Below are 19,443 nucleotides of genomic sequence, written 5' to 3'. Positions count from 1 at the left end.
GTAATTGATACTTGGTATGAAATTGATACCTCATTGGGGCAATGACAGCAACGCGAATCGAGAGGAATGATCCATGTCAGTGAAAGAAGTTGTGTTGAACGCGGTAACGGCGCTTTTCGTGCAGTTTGATCCCGAGGCCGCGCGGGACCTGCTGGTGCCCGGCTATATCCAGCACAATCCGATGGTGCCGACCGGGGCCGAGGCGATACTCGGGGTTTTGCCCGCGCTCAAGGAAAGTGGGCTGACGGCGCAGGTGCACCGGGTGATCGCCGAGGGCGATCTGGTGGTTCTGCACAGCACCTATGACAATGCCCAGGCCTTTGGTGCCAAGACGCAGGTCGCCTTTGACGTGTTCCGCGTGGCGGATGGCAAGGTGGTTGAGCATTGGGACAACCTGCAACCTCTCGCGGGCCCGAACCCGTCAGGCCGCGGCATGGTGGACGGGGCGGTCGAGGTCACCGATCTGGACAGGACCGCGGAAAACAAGGCGCTGGTGACGCGGTTTGTCGAGGATGTGCTGCACGGCAAGGCGCCGCAGAATATCGGAAATTACATTTCGAGTGAGAGCTATCACCAGCACAACCCTCTGATCGCCGACGGTCTGGAGGGCCTGGGCGCGGCGCTGAAGGCGCTGGCGGATGCGGGGCAGGTGATGCGCTATGACGCGACACACATGATCGTCGCCGAAGGCAACTTTGTGTTCACCGCCTCGGAAGGGATGTTTGGTGAGACCCATACCGCCTTTTTCGATCTGTTCCGTGTCGAGGACGGAAAGATCGTCGAGCACTGGGACACGCTTTCGGAAATTCCCGCCCAGATGGCGCATGAGAACGGAAAGTTCTGATCCATACGCCTTCGGCGAGAGTATTTTTAGTGCATTGAAGTCAGCTGCGCTTCAATGCACGCGAAATACTCCGGGGTCCGGGGCAGCGCCCCGGCCTTGCGCGTACGGTAAATCCGGATGTCAGCTGGGACGGACGGCGACGAGGACCACGTCCAGCTCGTCTTCCAGCGACTGCAGTTTTTCGATCTTGTCCTGTGACAGGTTGGCCGAGCCTGCGTCCACTGCGGAAAGGGCGACAATCGGGCTGCCGATCTCGGCTTCGAGCGCCTTGAGCGCCTCGAGTTTGTCGGCTTCCAGCGCGGCGATTGGATAGAGCATGGTGACATCCTTTCCTGTGACTTGGTCGAGAACAGCTTACTCTTGAGAGAGTAGCGCATGGGACGAACGGGTCAATTCTGCTGTTTCCGGGATGCCTGCGAAACCAAAAAGGCCGCCCGGAGAGGCGGCCTTGTGAGCAGATGTCCGGAAAATCAGTCGAATTTGCGTGAAGGCGCGAGGACGGTGGCTTCGCCGATCAGGACTTTCTTGCCGTCAACCGAGCAGTGGCAGTCGAGTTTCACACGGCGTTTCGAGATTTCGATGTCGACCACCTTGACCTCGGCATAGACCATGTCGCCGGGGCGGACGGGGGCGAGGAACTTGAGGGTCTGGCCCATGTAGACGGTGCCGTGGCCCGGGAGCTGTTCACCGATCACGGCCGAGATCAGGCCGGCGGTCAGCATGCCGTGGGCGATGCGGCCCTCGAAGATGGTGTCGTTGGCGTATTCATCGTCGAGGTGCACCGGGTTGCGGTCGGTCGAGACCTGGGCGAACATCTCGATGTCTTCGTCGGTCACGACTTTGCGCAGGTAGCGCGACATGCCCATCTCGATGTCTTCGATGCAGATCGTTCCGCGTGGCAGGTTATCCAACATTCCGCCCTCCGGTTGCGTTGGGTGTGTAATTTTCGCACTGTGGGGTGCTATGTTTCGCAACTTTATTACTTTGCAGGTGCAGAAAATCAAGCCCAATTCCGGCAAATGACCGCAAAATCTCGCCAGAATAGGGGCTGGGGTCAGGCAGAATAGGTGGATTCTTGCGTGCCCCAGCCTTCCTGCTCGAGCCAGAGCTGGCGCAGGGGGGCGGATTGGGCGGGGAAAAAGCTGTCGAGCGGGTCGCAGGCATAGATTCGGTCGCTGCGGAAATGGCGGAAACCGCCGCGCAGTTCGCACCAGGCGGCGAGCATCACGCATTCGAGGTGATAGACGAGCGCGAGGGGGCGGACGGTGCGGGTGGTCTCGGTCGCATCGGTGTCGCGGTAGGTGAGGCGCAGTTTGCGTTCTTCGCGGATGGCATCGCGCAGCATGGCAATCGAGACGCAGCCCTTGGCCGGATCGTCACCCGGCGCGCCCCAGGGCACAACCACCAGCCAGTCGGCGGGGCCATGCAGGTCTTCGACCTTTTCGCAGATCCGCAGGGCGGCCCTTTGCAGGGCGCTGTCGCCGGTGCGGGCAAGCATGGCGAGGCCGACGCGCAGGGCCTCGATTTCCTCGAGATCGAAATTCAGCGGCGGCAGGTCATAACCCGCCCGCAGCACATAGCCGAGACCTGCCGCCCCTTCGATCGGGGTGCGCATGGCCTGAAGCGCGGCGATGTCGCGATAGACGGTGCGTTGTGACACCTCGAGCGCGGCGGCCAGTTGTTCGGAGGTCAGGGGCTGATCCGCGGCGCGCAGAAGCTGGATCAGTTCGAAAAGACGGCTGGTGCGACGCATGGGGGCTCCTTCCTTGCTGCTGCCACTATAGCAGAGCCTGCTGACAACACCCTGTCAGGGGGGATTGGGCAAAAAGGAAGGAGATGAGCGAAGGAGAGCGGGATGAGCTGGTATGATGTGGCGCGTGACATGACCCGACCGGATGGCGGGGCGGATCGGGGCGACGGGCGGTATGTGCCGCCCTGCCGCCTGTTTGCCGCGCGGGACGGGACGGCCTTAGCGCAGGCGTCCGATCGAAAAGGTTGGGCTCGACATTTCCTTTTCAAGATAGGCGTTTAGCGCCTCGGCGTCGGGCTGGAGATCGGGGTGGATGTCGGTCTTGGTTTCCCTTGCGGCGAGGCCGCCGGTGATGAAGAGCGTGTCGATGTTTTCGCCCATGCCACCGGCAATATCGGTGTGCGGGCCGTCGCCGATGGCGAGGATCGCGCTGTCGGGGATGTCCTTGCCAAGCGCGGCGAGGCGGCGGCGGGCGAGGTCATAGATCGGCGGGTGGGGTTTGCCGAAATAAAGGCTTTCTCCGCCCATTTCGGTGTAGAGGCGGGCCAGCGCGCCAGCGCACCATTCGCGGGTTTCGCCACGGTCGACAACGATGTCGGGGTTGGCGCAGAGCAGCTTCATGCCCTTGGTCTTGGCATAGAGGAAATCGGCGCGGTTCACGTCGGGATCGGCCATGGTGTCGAAGGGGCCGCAGCAGACGATGCCCTCGGCCTCGGCCAGAGGGACGCGGGAAATGGTGACCGGATTGTCGATCACTTCCAGCGGCGTGAAGAAGCCCTCGTCGCGCTGCCATTCGCCCATGAAGTAGACCTTTTCGCCAACCGCGCCGGTGAACATGGCGGCGCGGGCGCTGTCGCCGGAGGTGGCGATGGTGTCATAGGCGTCGGCGGGCACGTTGAAATCGGCCAGTTGCGACATCACCCCGGCGCGGGGTTTGGGGGAGTTGGTGACAAGAACCACGATGCCGCCCTTGGCGCGATAGGCCTGAAGCGCGGCGACGGCTTCGGGGTAGGCGGTGATGCCGTTGTGGACGCAGCCCCAGAGGTCGACGAACAGCGCGTCGTAGCGGTCGGAGACGTCGGAAAGCGATGCGATGATCTGGGTCATGGGGTGTCCTGTCGCGTGGATGTTGGCGCAGGTATGGCAAAGCGGGCTGTGGGTTTCCAGTGAAATCTGGGTGAAAAAGGGCGTGCGGTATCGCGTCGGTATTACGTCGGTATCGCGGCGGTGCTGCGGCGCGGCGGTCGCGACGTTTTGATGGACAGGGCGCGGGGCGGCGGACAGCATGGCGTGAGGGAGGATCATCATGGACGCACATCTGTTTCTGGGAGAAGAGCACGCGCTGTTGCGCGACCAGGTTCGCCGGTTTGTCAGAGAGCGGGTTTTGCCCCATGGCGAGGACTGGGAGGCGGCGGGCATGGTGCCGCGCGAGGTGCTGCGCGAGATGGGCGAGCTGGGGTTCTTTGGCATCCGATACCCCGAGGCCTATGGCGGCAGCGGGATGGACACGCGGGCGACGGCGGTTCTTGCCGAAGAGCTTGGGCGGTCGACCTTTTCGGGCTTTGCGATCACGGCGCTGGTGCATACAGACATGGCGTCGGTGCATCTGTTCAACGCCGGTAGCGCGGCTCAGCGGGAACGGTTCATGCCGGGGATTATCGCGGGCGAGACGATCACGGCTGTGGGTGTTACCGAGCCTGGGGCGGGGTCGGACGTGAAGGGCATACGGACGACGGCACGGCGGGATGGAGATCATTACGTTCTGAACGGGTCGAAAATGTTCATCACCAACGGGGTGCATGCCGATCTCTATTGCGTGGCAGCCAAGACCGATCGTGACGGGCCGGCGAGCCAGTCGGTGACCATTTTCCTGCTGGAGAAGGGCATGGAGGGGTTCGAGGTGAGCCGCGCGTTGGACAAGCACGGCTGGCTGTCTTCGGATACGGCCGAGCTTGCCTTTCAGGATGTGCGGGTGCCGGTTGAAAACGTGCTGGGCGAAGAGGGGCGCGGGTTCTATGCGATCATGCAGAACTTTCAGAACGAACGGATCGTGCTGGGGGCGATGGCGGTGGGCGAGGCGCAGGCGGCGTTGGACCTGACGGTGGATTATGTGAAGGAGCGGCAGGCCTTTGGTGCGCCGCTTTGGGAGAAGCAGGCGATCCGGCAGCGGCTGGCGATGCTGGCGGCGCGGGTCGCGGCGGCGCGGGCTTTTGTCTATCAGGTGGCAGCGCGGGATGCGCATGGCGAAGAGGTGGTGCGCGAGGTGTCGATGCTCAAGGCGCTGTGTGGCGAGTTGGTGAACGAGGTGATGTATGATTGCCTTCAGTTCCACGGCGGTGCGGGTTACCTGCGCGGCATGGCCATCGAACGCATGGCGCGGGATGCGCGGGTTCAGGCGATTGGCGGCGGCGCAACCGAGGTGATGCTCGAGGAAGTGGCCAAACGCATGTGAGGCTGCTTTGCGCAACGTCATGCGCAAACGGGGTGGTGCGCGACAAGGTTGTTCGTATACGAACTAGGTAAAGATAGTTCGGATGCGAAATACCAATGGCAAAACCTCCCAAGGTCTTTTTTCTTGTTCACAAGGCACACAGCGCGCTGATCCGGGCGGTGGATCGCCGTTCGAGGGATGAAACCGGATTGTCGATGACGCAGCAGGGGGTTCTGTTCCTGCTGGATCAGCAGGACGGTCTGAGCGTTGGTGCCCTGGCGCAGGCCCTGTCTTTGAGCAAGTCGTCACTGAGCGGGTTGATCGACCGGATGGAAGACCGGGGATTGGTGCGCCGCGCGCCCGTGGATGGCGACGGGCGGCGGGTTGTCGTGCATATCGAGCCGCAGGCGCGGGCGCTTGTGGCGCAGGGGCGGCCGTTGGTGCAGGGCTGGAACGCGGCCTTGCTGGCGCCGTTCGATGCGGGCGAGCAACAGGTGATCGCGCGGTTCCTGACCCATGTGGCCGACCATGCGGACGAGATCATCGAGGATGTGGAGCGGGGCGATAAGAATGGCTGAGGTACATGTGGAAGAGGTGGCGTTCGAGGCCGGTGATGGCTGGGCGCTGGTGGGGGATCTCTATCGCGGAGCGGCCCCGCAGGTGGCGGTGCTGATCTCGGCCGGCACAGGTTTTCCGCGCCGGTTCTATCGCCATGTCGCGGCCTGGCTGGCGGCGCGTGGGGCGGTGGTTCTGACCTATGACTATCGCGGGATCGGGGACAGTGGTGCGGACAATCTCGCAGGTTCTGGCATCGACTATCCCGACTGGGGGCGGCATGACATGACGGCGGCCCTTGAGGCGCTTGAACAGGCCGCGCCCGGGCTGCCGTTGGTGACGCTTGGCCACAGTATCGGAGGCCAGTTTGTCGGCTTCATGGGCAACCACGCCAAGGTGGCGCGCCATGCCTTTGTCTCGGTTGGTAGCGGGTATTGGGGGGTGCATCACAGGACGCGCCTGCCGCTGGAACTGTATTTCTGGTGGGGGTTCGGGACGTTCTCGCTCTGGCGCTGGGGAGAGATCCGTCCGGTGGGCGGCTGGGGTGGTGCCGCACTGCCGCCGGAAGTGTTTCGCACATGGCGGCGCTGGTCGCAGCGGCGCAGCTATATCAAGCCTGACCTCGCGGCCCGTCGCTGGCCGCACCACTTTGACGAAGTGTCGGCGCCGATCTGCGCCTGGGTGTTTCCCGACGACGGGATCGCCACGCCAACGGCGGCGCGTGATACGTTGAGTTGCTATCCGAAGGCGGAAAAGCACCTTGTTGTGCGAAAGGCGCAGGAATTGGGCGTGTCGGCCGTGGGGCATGAAGGCGCGTTTCGAAAGGGGCGTGAGGCGCTGTGGGAGGAACTCTGGCTCTGGCTGACCGATGGCCAATTGCCCGAAGGTGGCGCCGTCGCGGTTTCCTGACTTTATTCTGCGGCGCAGGTGGGGGAAGATGGGCGTTCAGGCAGGGCAGGAGGGCGGACCATGTTGAAAATTCCCAACCGGCAGGCCCGGCATCTGTGGTTGTCGGTGCAGGGTTTGGACAAGACACCCACCGGGCCGCTGGATCTTTTGGAGATGATCACCAGGCTGGGCTTTGTGCAGCTGGACACGATCCAGGTGGTGTCGCGGGCGCATCATCATATCCTGTGGAGCCGCAACCAAAATTACCGCGAACCGATGCTGGACCGGTTGCTGGCGCGGGATCGCGCGGTGTTTGAACATTTCACCCATGATGCCTCGGTCCTGCCGATGGACTTCCTGCCCATGTGGCGCAGGCAGTTCCGGCGCAAGCAGGCGCAGCTGGATCGGGCGGGGTGGTTCAGGGGGCTGCCGGACAAGGCGGCGCGGGACGAGATCAAAGCGCGGATCGCGCGGGAAGGGGCGCTGTCGACGCAGGCGTTTGACACCAAGGTGGAGGGCGCGCGCGAGATGTGGGCGCGTCCCCCGCATAAGAAGGCGCTGGATTGCATGTGGTACGCGGGCGAATTGGCGACCTGTCACCGGGTGAATTTCACCAAGGTCTATGATCTTGCCGAACGGGTGTTTCCGCCCGAACTGGCCGCGGTCGAGATGTCGGATGCGGCGCAGCTGGACTGGCTGTGTCGGGCGGCGCTTGATCGGATCGGGGTTGGTACGCGGGGCGAGATCCAGCAGTTCTGGGACGCGGCCAGTGCCGATGAGGTCAAGGGCTGGTGTGCGGATGTGGCCGGGGAGGTGCAGGAGGTTCAGGTGCAGGCCGCTTCGGGGGAGTGGAGCACGGCGCTGGCCCCGCTGGACATCAAAGCCCGGCTGGAGGCAGTGACCGCGCCCACATCACGGCTGCGCATCCTGAACCCGTTTGACCCTGCCGTGCGCGATCGCAAGCGCCTGAAGCGGCTGTTCGGCTTTGACTATCGCAACGAGATGTTTGTACCCGCCGAAAAGCGGGTCTGGGGCTATTACGTGTTCCCGATCCTCGAAGGAGATCGCTTTGTGGGGCGCGCAGAAATCAAGGCTGATCGCAAGGCGGGGGAGCTGGTGGTTCAGAAGTTCTGGCCCGAGGCGGGTGTCAAGTGGCCGCGCAGTCGGTTTGACCGTCTGGAGGCAGAGCTTGCACGGCTGGCGCGGTTTGCCGGGGTGGAGCAGGTCATTTGGCGCACCGAGATGTCCTGACCCCAGCAGGCCGCCGGGGCGCTGCCCCGGACCCCGGAGTATTTGACGTGCATTGAAGAGGGGCCCCCGGCTTCAATGCACCAAAAATACTCTCGCCGAAGGCAAAAAGGCCCCGCAGTTTGCGGGGCCTTTCAAAACGATGGCGAAGAAGATCAGACCTTGAGGTTCGGGATGATCTGCTTTTTGCGCGACATGATGCCGGGCAGGACAACCGCGTCGCCCTCAACAGATGCGCCGAAGCTTTTCTCGGCAACGCCTTTGACGAGGTCGTTGGGCACCAGGAGGGTGGCTTCTTCTTTCAGGATGTCGACAACGAAGAGCAGAACCTCGTCAACACCGTCTTCGGCGGCGACGGTCTTGAAGGTTTCCATCAGGCTGGCCTTGCGGTTCAGCGGGATTTCCGGTGCGGTGGTTTCCAGAACCGACACGCGGAACTTGGTGCCGTCGACTTCGTATTCTTTCGAGTCCATGCGGATCAGTTCGGCATCCGAGAAGGCCGAGACGTCGGATTTCGCGGCAAACATCTCAGCGGCGTATTCGGTGACGTTGACGCCCAGATCGGCGGCCAGCGCGGCAACCACTTCGCGGTCACGGTCGGTGGTGGTCGGCGAGCGGAATTCCAGCGTGTCCGACAGGATGCAGGTCAGGGCCGCGCCCTTGATGTTTTCCGGCATTTTGGCAGCGTCGTCGCCCATCAGGTCGTACATGATGGTGGCGGTGCAGGCCAGCGGGCGGATGGTGATGTCGATCGGGCCTTTGGTTTCCAGACCGCCGACCAGCTTGTGGTGGTCGATGATGGCCTGAACGTCGGCGCCATTGATGTTGGCGGGCAGTTCGGCGGGGTTGTTGGTGTCGACGACAACGCAGGCCTGATCGTCGGCCACGTCTTCGATGATGTCGAGCATGTCAAAGCCCCAGCGGTTCAGCATGAAGGCTGCTTCGGTGTTGGGCTGCCCAAGCAGAACCGGCTTGGCGTCAACGCCTTTGACTTCGTTCAGGTACCAGGCCCAGACCAGCGGCGAGCCGGTGGAATCGGTGTCGGGGGATTTGTGGCCGAAGACGAGGGTGGTCATAATCTGTGGTCCTTCATGGAATGCGGGATTTTGCGCGCCTTATAGGGGGTGTGGTGATCCTTGTCACGCCCTGCAAATGGGGCTGCGACGAGAGGTCTGCGGCTGGTGGAAAACTGTTGCTGCAATGCAGCAATTCTTGTCTTGCGCGGCTTATTCGGCGGCGAGGGGCAGGCGGGTGACGGTAAAGCCCCGGCGTTCGAGGCCGAGAAGCAGGCCGTCGGGGCCGGGCAGGTGGAGGGCGCCGACCGCGACGAAGGCGGGGCTTTGCGACAGGGCGGGGGCAAGTGTGTCGAGCCATGCGCCGTTGCGGGCGGTCACGAGCCTGTCGGTGAAGGTTGCGAGCTGGGCGTCGAGTTCGGCCGCGGGCATGGCATCGGTGGCGCGGTTTTTGGCGTGGGCGTCAAAGACGGCGAATTCCCAGACCAGGGCAATCTCCTCGTCGAAGTAGAGGGCCTGCATGGCCTCGATATTGTTGCTGCCATCAAAGCCGAAGGCGAGGCCCTTGCGGAAATCCTCGACCTGTTTGTCGATGGGATCGGAGGCGAGAAGGGCCAGGAGCGTGTCGACCTTGTCGAGCGAAGACAGGGGCAGGTCGGCGGCGGTGGCGATCTCCATCACCTTTTTGTCGATGCCTTTCAGGCCGCTTTTGATGTCTTGCAGAACGCATGGCGGGGCCGAGAGGGCGAGGCCGAGGAACCACGGCTGGTAGCGGGCGGCCATGAAAGGGGGCATGCCGCTGGCTTGCAGGCGGGGTTTGAGATCGTTCCAGGCCTTTTCACCGAGGCGTTCGAGCAGGCTTGGCCCTTCGGTGATGAGGTAGAGATCGGGCGAGGTGGTGAGGCGGCGCATCATGGCCAGTTCGTCTGTCTTGGTGATCTCGACAAAGACCTGATCGACGCGGTCCATCAGCGGGGTGATGCGGGCCATGGTGCGGGCGTGGTCGGGATGGGGGAAGTGCATCGTGCCGAGGATGTAGGAGGTGATGCCATCCTTCTCGACCTGCCAGAGAATGCCCTCGGGGTAGGCGGTCTTGGCGGCTTGGTCGCGCAGGGTGGTTTGGTCTGCCGTGGGCAGGGCGTGGAACTGCGAGGGGCCGGTGCAGGCGGCGTGCAGGGTGCCGGCGAAGAGGAGGGTGACAAGGAATGACAGGAAACGGGTCACGGGAAAGTCCTTTTGGGAGGTTGCGCGCACCCTAGCAGGTGAAAGTGGCGCGACAAGGGGCGCTGCCCCTCTGGGCGCGGGGGCGCCCATTCACCCCGGAGTATTTGTGCGTGCATTGAAGAACGGGTTTGGCAGGGCGCGAGGGAGAGGGTAGGTCTTGGGGCATGGCAAGGGTGAGCGAGACAGAGTTGTATGCGCCGGTGAAGGCGTGGCTTGAGGACAGGGGATTCGAGGTCAAGGCCGAGGTCGGTGCGGCGGATGTCGTGGCGCGGCGGGGCGAGGATGATCCGGTGATCGTGGAGTTGAAGACCGGATTTTCGCTGACCCTGTTGCAGCAGGCGGTGGCGCGGCAGCGGGTGTCGGACTGGGTTTACGTGGCGGTGCCGCGCTGGGCCGGGAAAACGGGCTGGCGGACTTTCAAGGGCAACGTGGGTCTGTGCAAGCGGTTGGGGATCGGAGTGTTGTCGGTGCGGCTTGAGGATGGGCATGTGCAGGCGCATTGTGATCCGGTGGAATACCGCCCGCGCAAGTCAAAGCCGCGTCGGGGCGCCCTGTTGAAGGAGTTTGACCGGCGTCGGGGGGATCCCAACCAAGGCGGCACGCGGGGCGCGGTGACCACGGCCTATAAGCAGGAGATGATGCGCTGTGCCAAATTCCTTGCGGAACATGGCGCCAGCAAGGGCGCGGTCGTGGCAAGCGGGGCCGAGGTGGTGGCGGCCACGCGGATGATGCGGGACAATCACTATGGCTGGTTCGAGAAGGTGGCGGTCGGGGTCTATGACCTGAGCGACGCGGGGCGCGCGATGCTGGAGGCGGAGACATGATTTCGCGGCAGCATGAGGTGGTGTTCGTGCATATCCCCAAGACCGGAGGGCAGAGCATCGAGGGGGTGTTCCTGAAGGCGCTGGGCATTGCGTGGAAGGATCGGGACCAGCTGGTGATGGGGCCGAATGACGACCCCGCGCGGGGGCCGAGCAAGCTCGCCCATCTTTATGCGCGGGAATACGTGGAGATGGGGCATATCAGCGCCGGGGATTATCAGCGGTTCACCAGTTTCGCGGTGGTGCGCCATCCGTTTGACCGGATCGTGAGCGAGTACCGTTATCGTATTACGGCGCGGATGAAGAAGGGCAAGCCGGTGCCGGACGATCTGTATGACGGGTTTGACGCCTTCATCCGCAAGGAGGCCAGGAACAGTTTCGGCGACCTGGCGCGGCACATGGCGCGGCAGGTGGATTATGTAACGGATGCCTCCGGGCAGGTGATCGTGGATCACGTGTTTCACCTTGAGCGGCTGGATGCAGAGATTGGCCCGCTGTTGAAGAGGGTGTTTGGGCGGGACATGGTGTTGCCGCGCTCCAATGCGTCGAAGGCGGCGGAGGGCATCACCGTTGCAGGGATGCGGTCGGATCAGAAGGCCTATCTCTACAATCGGTACCGGGCGGATTTCGAGATGTTCGGTTACGAGGCGTGATCCCGGCGGCAGGCCGGTTTCTGCTTTCCTGAAAAAGCCATCAAGATTTTTCGGATTATCCTGTTGACTCGGGTCTAGGAGGTGCCTAGCTATTTCGCCGTTAGCACTCGCCGACAGGGAGTGCTAACGGCTCCGCTGAATGGAGTCAGGGAGACACTTACTTAGTTAGGGAAACCTAGACAATGGCACTTACACCTCTGCACGACCGCGTGCTGGTACGTCGCACCGAAAGCGAAGAAAAGACCGCAGGCGGTCTGATCATCCCCGATAGCGCAAAAGAAAAGCCCGCCGAGGGTGAAGTTGTATCCGTGGGCGCAGGCCTGCGTGACGACAAGGGCGGCCGCATCGAGCTGGACGTCAAAGCGGGCGACCGCGTTCTGTTCGGCAAATGGTCGGGCACCGAAGTCAGCGTCGACGGCGAAGAGCTGCTGATGATGAAAGAATCCGACATCATGGGCATCATTGCCTGATCGTCTGACCGTTACAAAGAATTCCAAGAGGTAAAGCACAATGGCTGCTAAGGACGTAAAGTTCGACACCGATGCCCGCAACGCAATGCTGCGCGGCGTAAACATTCTGGCCGACGCCGTTAAAGTGACCCTGGGCCCGAAAGGCCGCAACGTGGTTCTGGACAAGTCGTTCGGCGCACCGCGCATCACCAAGGACGGTGTTTCGGTTGCGAAAGAGATCGAGCTGGAAGACAAGTTCGAGAACATGGGCGCGCAGATGGTCAAGGAAGTGGCATCGCGCACCAACGACGAAGCCGGCGACGGCACCACCACCGCAACCGTTCTGGCGCAAGCCATCGTTCGTGAAGGCCTGAAGCAGGTTGCTGCCGGTCTGAACCCGATGGACCTGAAGCGCGGCATCGACCTGGCGACTGCCAAGGTTGTTGAAGGCATCAAAGCCTCGGCCCGTGACGTAAAAGACTCGGCTGAAGTTGCTCAGGTTGGCACCATCTCGGCCAACGGCGAAGCCGAAATCGGTCAGCAAATCGCAGACGCGATGCAGAAGGTAGGCAACGAAGGCGTCATCACCGTCGAAGAAAACAAAGGTCTGGAAACCGAGACCGATGTTGTTGAAGGTATGCAGTTCGACCGTGGCTACCTGTCGCCGTACTTTGTCACCAACACCGACAAGATGATCGCAGAGCTCGACGACTGCATGATCCTGCTGCACGAGAAGAAACTCTCGTCGCTGCAGCCGATGGTTCCGCTGCTCGAGCAGGTGATCCAGTCGCAAAAGCCGCTGCTGATCATTGCAGAGGACGTTGAAGGCGAAGCGCTGGCGACCCTGGTTGTCAACAAGCTGCGCGGCGGCCTGAAAATTGCTGCTGTTAAAGCACCGGGCTTCGGCGACCGTCGTAAGGCCATGCTGCAGGACATCGCGATCCTGACCGGTGGTCAGGTGATCTCGGAAGACCTCGGCATGAAGCTCGAGTCGGTCACCATGGACATGCTGGGCACAGCCAAGAAGATCGAAATCACCAAAGACGAAACCACCATCGTTGACGGTGCTGGTGAGAAGGCCGAGATCGAAGCACGTGTTGCCCAGATCCGCACCCAGATCGAAGAGACCTCGTCGGACTACGACCGTGAGAAGCTGCAAGAGCGCGTTGCCAAACTGGCAGGCGGTGTTGCCGTTATCCGCGTCGGCGGCATGACCGAAGTGGAAGTGAAAGAGCGTAAGGACCGTGTGGACGATGCTCTGAACGCGACCCGCGCAGCCGTTCAGGAAGGCGTCATCGTTGGTGGTGGTGTTGCCCTGGTTCAGGCCGGCAAGGCTCTGGAAGGTCTGGAAGGTGCAAACGCCGACCAGAACGCCGGTATCACCATCGTCAAGAAAGCCATCGAAGCGCCGCTGCGCCAGATCGCAGAGAACGCGGGTGTTGACGGTGCCGTTGTTGCGGGCAAAGTCCGCGAGAGCACCGACACCGCATTCGGCTTTAACGCTCAGACCGAAGAATATGGCGACATGTTCTCGTTCGGCGTGATCGACCCGGCGAAAGTAACCCGTACCGCTCTGGAAGATGCGGCATCGGTTGCTGGCCTGCTGATCACCACCGAAGCCATGGTTGCCGACAAGCCCGCCAAAGAAGGCGCAGGCGGCGGCATGCCCGACATGGGCGGCATGGGCGGCATGGGCGGCATGATGTAATCACGCCGTTTCCGTCAGGAAATAGAGAGGGTCGCCTTCGGGCGGCCCTTTTCTTTTTGGTTGAGGGCGGTTGGGTGACGTCAAGAAGAGTTTCCTGGCCTTTGCCGTTTCCTTGTGCCGCTTGTTGCGTATTTCCGGCGCAGGGTGGCTTTTGCTCTTAGAGCGATGCCGATTCTGGGGTAGAGTGCCTACAATTCATACCCGGCCTTTCATCAGAGTTATTTTGGAGTACATGATGAGCTTTCTTGTTCCTTTCACCCCCGAGACCCGCGTCAATACCTATACCACCGAGGATCAGGACGATCCGCGCATCACGTCGTTGCCGGATGGGGGATACCTTGTTGTCTGGGAGTCCTACGGGCCGACCGGCGTGGGCAATAGCATTTATCTTCAGCGCTATGATGCCGATGGAAATGCCGTGGGTGGCAATGTTTTGGTGAACACCTCGAACACGATCTCGCAGTCCAATCCGCGTGTTGAGATCCTGCGGGACGGCGAATGGGTGGTGACGTGGAACACATGGAACAGTGTCGACGAAAACACCGAGGTTGTGGCGCGTATCTTCAATGCAAACGGCACGCCCAAAGGGCCGCAGTTCCAGATCAACAGTTTTACAACTGGTGCGCAGGACAGTCCCGAGATTGCGCCCATGAAAACGGGCGGGTTCATGATCACATGGGTCAGCGAAGGGCAGGACGGAGACGGCCTTGGCATCCGGGCGCAGCGATTTGACAGCTCGGGCACCAAGATCGGCGCAGAGATTGCCGTGAACTCCGTGACGGCGGGCAAGCAATATGCCGCCAAGATCACTGCCCTCAAGAACGGCGATTTTGTCGTGACCTGGCAGCAGCCGGAGTATGACAACCAGGGCAACACGACCGCGACCAGTTCTTTTGCCCAACTCATTGCAAGTGACGGATCAAAAATCGGGGCACAGTTCCCGGTGCTGGATCTTCCCGACTCGGATGAGGGCGCCTGGGATGTTGCAACGCTCAAGAACGGGACTTTTGTCGTCGTTGGTTGGGGTAAGGATGCTGTGAGCGGCAAGGTCAGCGGTGTGGGGCAAGTCTTTAGCAAGACAGGTGTTCCGCTTGGGGATGTCGTGGTGCAAGGGGCGAACGTGGGCAGTGTCAGCAACACTAGGATCGCTGCATTGCCCGATGGTGGTTTTGTCATTGTCACCGTGCACAAGTATTACAACGCGACCCAGCAATATGACGAATACGACGCCTATCTCACCCGCTTTGACGCGGCTGGCGAGCGTGTCGAGGACTCGGTCCTGATCTCGGAAAGCACAGGCGACGGCAACTGGGACTGGCAGCCGGATGTGACTGTTCTCGAAGATGGTGCCATCGCGGTGACCTGGACCGATTGGTATGTGGACGGTGACCGCAACGGTGTTTCCACCCGTGTTTTCGAAGCAAAACATGTTGGCACCAATGGTGCGGATACGCTTGGCGGGACGGCGCAGGGGGATGACATGTACGGGCGCGACGGCAAGGACGTGCTGCGTGGCTACAAGGGTAAGGACAAGCTGAGCGGTGACAAGGGGTTTGACCGGCTGGAAGGCGGGTCTGGCAACGATACGCTGAATGGCGGGCAGGGCAATGACACGCTGAGCGGCCAGGACGGCAAGGACCGGTTGCTCGGTGGCAAGGGCAACGATGTTCTGCTGGGTGGCAAGGGTTGGGATCAGCTCGTGGGTGGCAATGGCAAGGACGTGCTGAAGGGCGGTCTTGGCAATGACACGCTGAACGGTGGTGGCGGTGCGGATGATTTCCATTTCAACCACGGCAAAGATGTAGTCACCGCGTTCCAGAACGATATCGACGAGCTCTTCCTTGACGAAACCGCCCTTGGGCTGACGGGGCAGACTGCGGCCGATGTCGTGGCCCTTGGGCAGGTGGTTGGTGGCAATGCCGTTTTTGATTTTGGCGGCGGCAATATCCTGACCGTGAAGGGTGTGACCAACCTCAATATCTTCCTCGATGACATCATCATCGGCTAGGCGCTTGCACCTGTGGGGCGGCCCGCCTAGGGTCGCGCCATGATTATTCGCGGGTTTGTCGAGAAAGATACGGCGCAGGTGGCGCAGGTGGTGAAGCGGGCGTTCGGGCAACCGGACGAGGCCGATCTCTGCGTGGCGCTGCGGGCCGGAGGCTACATGGCGTTGGAGCTGGTGGCCGAGGATCGGGGGCGTATCGTGGGGCATGTGGCGCTGTCGCGCATGCAGGCGCCCGCGGGGTGGCTTGCGCTGGCGCCTGTGTCGGTTGATCCCAAGCGGCAGAAGAAGGGCATCGGCGCGGCGCTCTGCCAGATGGCGGTGGACTATGCCAATGCGCCGGTGGTGGTGCTGGGCGATCCAGACTATTACGCGCGGTTCGGGTTTGACTATGGCCGGGCGGGCAATCTGACCACGCCCTTTCCGGTGGAATACACCGGGCTGTTTTCGCCGAAGATAGATGCCGACACGCCGGAAGAGACGCTTGTCTATGCGCCGCCCTTCATGGGCTGACTCGGTTTCACCAGAAGTTCCAAGGGATCATAGCTGAGGCCGGATGTGCTCCATGCGACCTCGGGCAGGCTGTCGGGTTTGAAACGCAGGGCGTCCATCTCGTTGCGGCAGAAAAAGCGGCGGCGGGTGACCACGGCCTCGGGGTCTTGCCAGTCGTCCGAGAGCGTGCCTGCGGTGATGGTGCAGCGGAAGTAGATGTCGACCTGGTGAAAGCGGTCGTCGGGGTTGTGGAACTCGTTGATCAGGCAGGGGGTGCCCACGGCGATGGTGAGGCCGGTTTCCTCGTGGATTTCGCGTTTGAGGTTGTCAGGGAGAGAGGCATTGCGTTCGACGCCGCCGCCGGGCGCGCACCAGAGATCGTCGTGTTCGCCGGGGAAAGCGTTGACCAGAAGCAGGCGGTTGTCATGCAGGATCAGGGCGCGGGCGGCCAATCGGGGCGAATTCATGCGGGTGGGGGCCTTGTTGCGGGTGTGTTCCCCCTTTTTTAGGCGCGGGCGAGGGGTTATCTCAAGGCCATGCGAGTTCTAGCCACTCTTTTGGCCCTGATGCCCCTGCCGGCGATGGCAGACTGCGTGATCCTGTTGCACGGGCTTGCGCGGACGGAGGCGTCTTTCGTGGTGATGGAGGCGGCGCTGAAATCCGAGGGCTATGAGGTGGTGCGCCCCGGCTATGCCTCGACGCGGGCCGAGGTGCAGCAACTGGTGGATCCGCTGTTGCCAGAGGCCATCAAGCGGTGTGGCGAGGGGCGGGTGCATTTCGTGACCCATTCGATGGGTGGTATCCTGACGCGCCTGTGGCTGGCCGAGCACCGGCCGCCGAACCTTGGCCGCGTCGTCATGCTCGGACCGCCCAATCACGGCACCGAACTGGTGGACGAGATGAAATCCTGGGGCGAGGTGATCGAGGGCTGGGACGATGCCTTTCGGTTTTTCAACGGCCCTGCCGGTGTGCAGATGGGCACCGACGGGGTGTCGACGCAGTTGCCCGCGGTGGAATTCGAGCTGGGCATCGTGGCGGGGAGCCGCTCGCTCAATCCGTTCACGTCGATCCTGATCGAGGGGGCGGATGACGGAAAGGTCTCTGTCGACTCGACAAAGGTTGAAGGCATGACGGATCATATCGTATTGCCCGTTACACATACCTTCATGATGAATTCTCCGCATGTGATCGCGGAAACCGTCTATTTCCTGGCACATGGGCGGTTTCACCACGACATGAGCTTTGGGGATGTTCTCACATTCGGCGAGGAGTTGCCCAAGTGATACTGCGCGGAGCGGACGTGTTGCGGCCCGAGGGGCTTGCCATTGGTGACCTGTGTCTTGCGGACGGGTGCATTGCCGAGGACGGCGACGGGCGCGAGATTGACCTCAGCGGGTTCCGGGTGCTGCCGGGGCTGGTGGATACGCATGGCGACGGGTTCGAACGCCACGTGGCACCGCGGCGCGGGGCGGTCAACAACATCGGCATCGGGCTGGAGAGCGTGGATGCGGAACTGGCCTGTAACGGGATCACCACGGCGACGCTGGCGCAGTTCTTTTCCTGGGAAGGCGGGATGCGCGGGCCGGATTTCGCAGAGCGGTTCTGTGCGGCGCTGGGCGCGGCAGAGGGGCTTTTGACGGACATGCGGTTGCAACTGCGGTTCGAGACCCACATGCTTGATCAGTATGCGCGTTTCGAGGCTTTGGTGGCCGACAGTGGTGCGGGGTATGTGGTGTTCAACGATCACCTGCCGCATGACGCACTGGCCAAGGGCAAGAAGCCGCCGCGGCTGACGGGGCAGGCGTTGAAAAGCGGGCGCAGTCCGGAGGCGCATCATGCGCTGTTGCGGGACATGCACGATCGTCGGGGCGAGGTGCCGGAGGCGGTTTCGGCGCTGGCGGCGCGGTTGACGGCTGCGGGTGTCTTGCTGGGAAGTCATGACGACAATACCGCCGAGGGGCGGTTGCAGTGGCGCGGCATGGGTGTTTCGCTGGCCGAGTTTCCGGAAACGCGGGAGGCGGCGGAAGCGGCTCATGCGGCCGGGGATGCGGTGATCCTTGGTGCGCCCAATGTGGTGCGGGGCGGCTCGCATAAGGGCAATGTCTCGGCCACAGATTTGCTGCGGGACGGGATCGGGGATGCGATTGCCTCGGACTATCACTATCCGGCGATGCGGCAGGCGGTGGCGCGGCTTGTCGAGGGTGGCGTGCTGCCGTTCGAGACCGCCTGGGGGCTGGTGTCTTCTGGTCCGGCGCGGGTTCTGGGGCTGACGGATCGGGGCGAGATCAGCATTGGCAAGCGCGCCGACCTCGTGGTGATGGAGCCCGAGAGCGGGCGGATTGGCGCGACCTTTGTGGCGGGGCGGGTGAGTTACCTGTCGGGGGCCGTGGCCGAGCGGTTTCTGGGCTAAGTCGGGACGCCCGGTTTTGGAGGCCTCTTCCCCAAGGCGGGAAAGAGGCCTTGTTTGATCGGTTAGTCGAAGACGGATGTGTCCCAGAAGACGGCGGGCATGATCGGCGCGACCGCCAGTGTCTTGCCGGTTAGTTTGGCCAGTGTTCCCCTCTGCAATTCCAGTGCCATCCATGAGTTCGGGAGGGTCAAGAGATCGGGGTAGGGGGTCTGCTTGTCTGTCGGGGCATAGCCGTAGCGCGGATAGAATGTGGGCACGCCGAGCACGAAGACGGCCTGTGTGCCGATGGTGCGCAGGTGGTCGATGCTGGTTTCCATCAGTTCTTTTCCCACGCCCTGCCCCTGATGGTCAGGCATGACGCCACAGGGGGCCAACAGGTGGCATTGGATCTCTGGCTGGTCCTGAAAGATGAACGGGGTGAACAGCACGTTGCCGACGATTTTGCCCGCGCGCTTTGCGCTGATCAAAATCGTGTCTTGGCGGGCGAGGAGGGCGCTGGCGAGCGCGGCGATGTCCGGCCCCTCGTCGGGGCCGAATGCTTTGAGGTGGACGTCTTTGATGGCGTCGATGTCTTGCTGGTGCATGGTGTGTCCTATCGTTGGTTCATTTGCGCGCGCACGGATTTGATCCCCAGTGGCGATGCGCGGTAGGGGGCTCCGTTTTTCGAGCGGATGAGGCGCCGTTTCAGGAGGCGGGTGAAAACGCTTAGGGTGCAGTCGGTCAGGACGTGGCCTTCGCGCGTGTAGCAGGTGACGTCGTGTATCTTGCCGTTTTCCAGGCGTTCATGGTGAATGGACCCGCCAAGGGCGAGTTCATGCAAAACACGTTGCTCGTGCTTTGAGATGTTCATTGTGAGGTCTCGATTTTACGAAAGTACAGAAACAGGCCACTCAGCGTCGCGCGTGAGTGTTCCTATCAATGCGAGTGTTCCTGAATTGGGTCGCCAGGAACGGGC

22 protein-coding genes are annotated in these 19,443 nt (G+C 62.2%); 13 read left to right on the top strand and 9 right to left on the bottom strand.

The window, feature by feature from the left end:
* Positions 1–73: 73 nt before the first annotated feature.
* Positions 74–844: a nuclear transport factor 2 family protein gene (locus NNA36_RS17650; protein WP_255109480.1), complete on the top strand. Its 771-nt coding sequence runs from the start codon at positions 74–76 to the stop codon at positions 842–844.
* A 120-nt stretch (positions 845–964) separates the two neighbouring features.
* On the opposite strand, the gene NNA36_RS17645 is transcribed toward NNA36_RS17650, so the two are convergent.
* The 4 genes from NNA36_RS17645 to NNA36_RS17630 form a co-directional block, all read right to left on the bottom strand.
* Entirely contained in the window at positions 965–1,162 is a 198-nt protein-coding gene (locus NNA36_RS17645; RefSeq protein ID WP_255109477.1) for a hypothetical protein, read from the bottom strand.
* A gap of 152 nt (positions 1,163–1,314) precedes the next feature.
* Complete coding sequence (locus NNA36_RS17640; RefSeq protein ID WP_255109475.1) at positions 1,315–1,758, bottom strand: MaoC family dehydratase; 444 nt, start codon at positions 1,756–1,758, stop codon at positions 1,315–1,317.
* A 140-nt stretch (positions 1,759–1,898) separates the two neighbouring features.
* Complete coding sequence (locus NNA36_RS17635; protein ID WP_255109473.1) at positions 1,899–2,597, bottom strand: YafY family protein; 699 nt, start codon at positions 2,595–2,597, stop codon at positions 1,899–1,901.
* Between the two features lie 216 nt (positions 2,598–2,813).
* Positions 2,814–3,701: a TIGR01459 family HAD-type hydrolase gene (locus NNA36_RS17630; protein ID WP_255109602.1), complete on the bottom strand. Its 888-nt coding sequence runs from the start codon at positions 3,699–3,701 to the stop codon at positions 2,814–2,816.
* Between the two features lie 199 nt (positions 3,702–3,900).
* On the opposite strand from NNA36_RS17630, the gene NNA36_RS17625 reads away from it, so the two are divergent.
* From NNA36_RS17625 to NNA36_RS17610, 4 genes are all read left to right on the top strand, one after another.
* The gene (locus NNA36_RS17625; protein WP_255109470.1) at positions 3,901–5,046 is read left to right on the top strand and encodes an acyl-CoA dehydrogenase family protein; all 1,146 of its coding nucleotides are present in this window, start codon (positions 3,901–3,903) and stop codon (positions 5,044–5,046) included.
* Between the two features lie 95 nt (positions 5,047–5,141).
* Positions 5,142–5,603: a MarR family winged helix-turn-helix transcriptional regulator gene (locus NNA36_RS17620; protein WP_255109468.1), complete on the top strand. Its 462-nt coding sequence runs from the start codon at positions 5,142–5,144 to the stop codon at positions 5,601–5,603.
* Complete coding sequence (locus NNA36_RS17615; RefSeq protein WP_255109466.1) at positions 5,596–6,489, top strand: alpha/beta hydrolase; 894 nt, start codon at positions 5,596–5,598, stop codon at positions 6,487–6,489. Before NNA36_RS17620 ends, NNA36_RS17615 begins: the two co-directional genes overlap by 8 nt.
* 60 nt (positions 6,490–6,549) lie before the next feature.
* Positions 6,550–7,719: a winged helix-turn-helix domain-containing protein gene (locus tag NNA36_RS17610; RefSeq protein ID WP_255109464.1), complete on the top strand. Its 1,170-nt coding sequence runs from the start codon at positions 6,550–6,552 to the stop codon at positions 7,717–7,719.
* A 152-nt stretch (positions 7,720–7,871) separates the two neighbouring features.
* Here the strand turns inward: NNA36_RS17610 and NNA36_RS17605 are convergent, their stop codons facing one another.
* Positions 7,872–8,792: a manganese-dependent inorganic pyrophosphatase gene (locus NNA36_RS17605; protein WP_255109462.1), complete on the bottom strand. Its 921-nt coding sequence runs from the start codon at positions 8,790–8,792 to the stop codon at positions 7,872–7,874.
* A gap of 150 nt (positions 8,793–8,942) precedes the next feature.
* On the bottom strand, positions 8,943–9,953 hold the full coding sequence (locus NNA36_RS17600; RefSeq protein WP_255109460.1) for a TraB/GumN family protein: 1,011 nt from the start codon (positions 9,951–9,953) through the stop codon (positions 8,943–8,945).
* A 164-nt stretch (positions 9,954–10,117) separates the two neighbouring features.
* Here NNA36_RS17600 and NNA36_RS17595 point away from each other — a divergent pair, with 164 nt between their 5' ends.
* The 6 genes from NNA36_RS17595 to NNA36_RS17570 all read left to right on the top strand — a co-directional run bounded on the left by NNA36_RS17595 (position 10,118) and on the right by NNA36_RS17570 (position 16,099).
* Positions 10,118–10,777: a DUF2161 domain-containing phosphodiesterase gene (locus NNA36_RS17595; protein WP_255109458.1), complete on the top strand. Its 660-nt coding sequence runs from the start codon at positions 10,118–10,120 to the stop codon at positions 10,775–10,777.
* Positions 10,774–11,427 (top strand): sulfotransferase family protein, encoded by a 654-nt coding sequence (locus NNA36_RS17590; protein WP_255109456.1) that lies wholly within the window; start codon positions 10,774–10,776, stop codon positions 11,425–11,427. The genes NNA36_RS17595 and NNA36_RS17590 overlap by 4 nt, the downstream gene beginning before the upstream one ends.
* A gap of 182 nt (positions 11,428–11,609) precedes the next feature.
* Complete coding sequence (locus tag NNA36_RS17585) at positions 11,610–11,897, top strand: co-chaperone GroES (protein WP_255109454.1); 288 nt, start codon at positions 11,610–11,612, stop codon at positions 11,895–11,897.
* Positions 11,898–11,937: 40 nt separating this feature from the next.
* Positions 11,938–13,584, top strand: a complete 1,647-nt coding sequence (groL, locus tag NNA36_RS17580; protein ID WP_255109452.1) for a chaperonin GroEL — start codon at positions 11,938–11,940, stop codon at positions 13,582–13,584.
* A gap of 235 nt (positions 13,585–13,819) precedes the next feature.
* Positions 13,820–15,592 carry a calcium-binding protein gene (locus NNA36_RS17575; RefSeq protein WP_255109450.1) on the top strand — a complete coding sequence of 591 codons (1,773 nt, stop codon included), beginning with the start codon at positions 13,820–13,822 and terminating at the stop codon, positions 15,590–15,592.
* 39 nt (positions 15,593–15,631) lie between these two features.
* Positions 15,632–16,099: a GNAT family N-acetyltransferase gene (locus NNA36_RS17570; protein ID WP_255109448.1), complete on the top strand. Its 468-nt coding sequence runs from the start codon at positions 15,632–15,634 to the stop codon at positions 16,097–16,099.
* Here the strand turns inward: NNA36_RS17570 and NNA36_RS17565 are convergent.
* Positions 16,075–16,545, bottom strand: a complete 471-nt coding sequence (locus NNA36_RS17565; RefSeq protein WP_255109444.1) for an NUDIX hydrolase — start codon at positions 16,543–16,545, stop codon at positions 16,075–16,077. The two genes, NNA36_RS17570 and NNA36_RS17565, sit on opposite strands and share 25 nt — an antisense overlap.
* A gap of 69 nt (positions 16,546–16,614) precedes the next feature.
* Here NNA36_RS17565 and NNA36_RS17560 point away from each other — a divergent pair, with 69 nt between their 5' ends.
* Positions 16,615–17,361: a triacylglycerol lipase gene (locus NNA36_RS17560; protein WP_255109442.1), complete on the top strand. Its 747-nt coding sequence runs from the start codon at positions 16,615–16,617 to the stop codon at positions 17,359–17,361.
* Entirely contained in the window at positions 17,358–18,488 is a 1,131-nt protein-coding gene (locus NNA36_RS17555; protein WP_255109441.1) for an alpha-D-ribose 1-methylphosphonate 5-triphosphate diphosphatase, read from the top strand. The genes NNA36_RS17560 and NNA36_RS17555 overlap by 4 nt, the downstream gene beginning before the upstream one ends.
* 62 nt (positions 18,489–18,550) lie before the next feature.
* Here NNA36_RS17555 and NNA36_RS17550 read toward each other — a convergent pair whose 3' ends face one another.
* Positions 18,551–19,072, bottom strand: a complete 522-nt coding sequence (locus NNA36_RS17550; RefSeq protein ID WP_255109438.1) for a GNAT family N-acetyltransferase — start codon at positions 19,070–19,072, stop codon at positions 18,551–18,553.
* Between the two features lie 8 nt (positions 19,073–19,080).
* Positions 19,081–19,338 (bottom strand): YjhX family toxin, encoded by a 258-nt coding sequence (locus NNA36_RS17545; protein WP_255109436.1) that lies wholly within the window; start codon positions 19,336–19,338, stop codon positions 19,081–19,083.
* Positions 19,339–19,443 lie beyond the last annotated feature (105 nt).

The organism is Shimia sp. CNT1-13L.2, from assembly GCF_024331145.1.
Taxonomy (GTDB): domain Bacteria; phylum Pseudomonadota; class Alphaproteobacteria; order Rhodobacterales; family Rhodobacteraceae; genus Shimia.
This window is presented reverse-complemented; position numbering and strand designations above follow the sequence as displayed.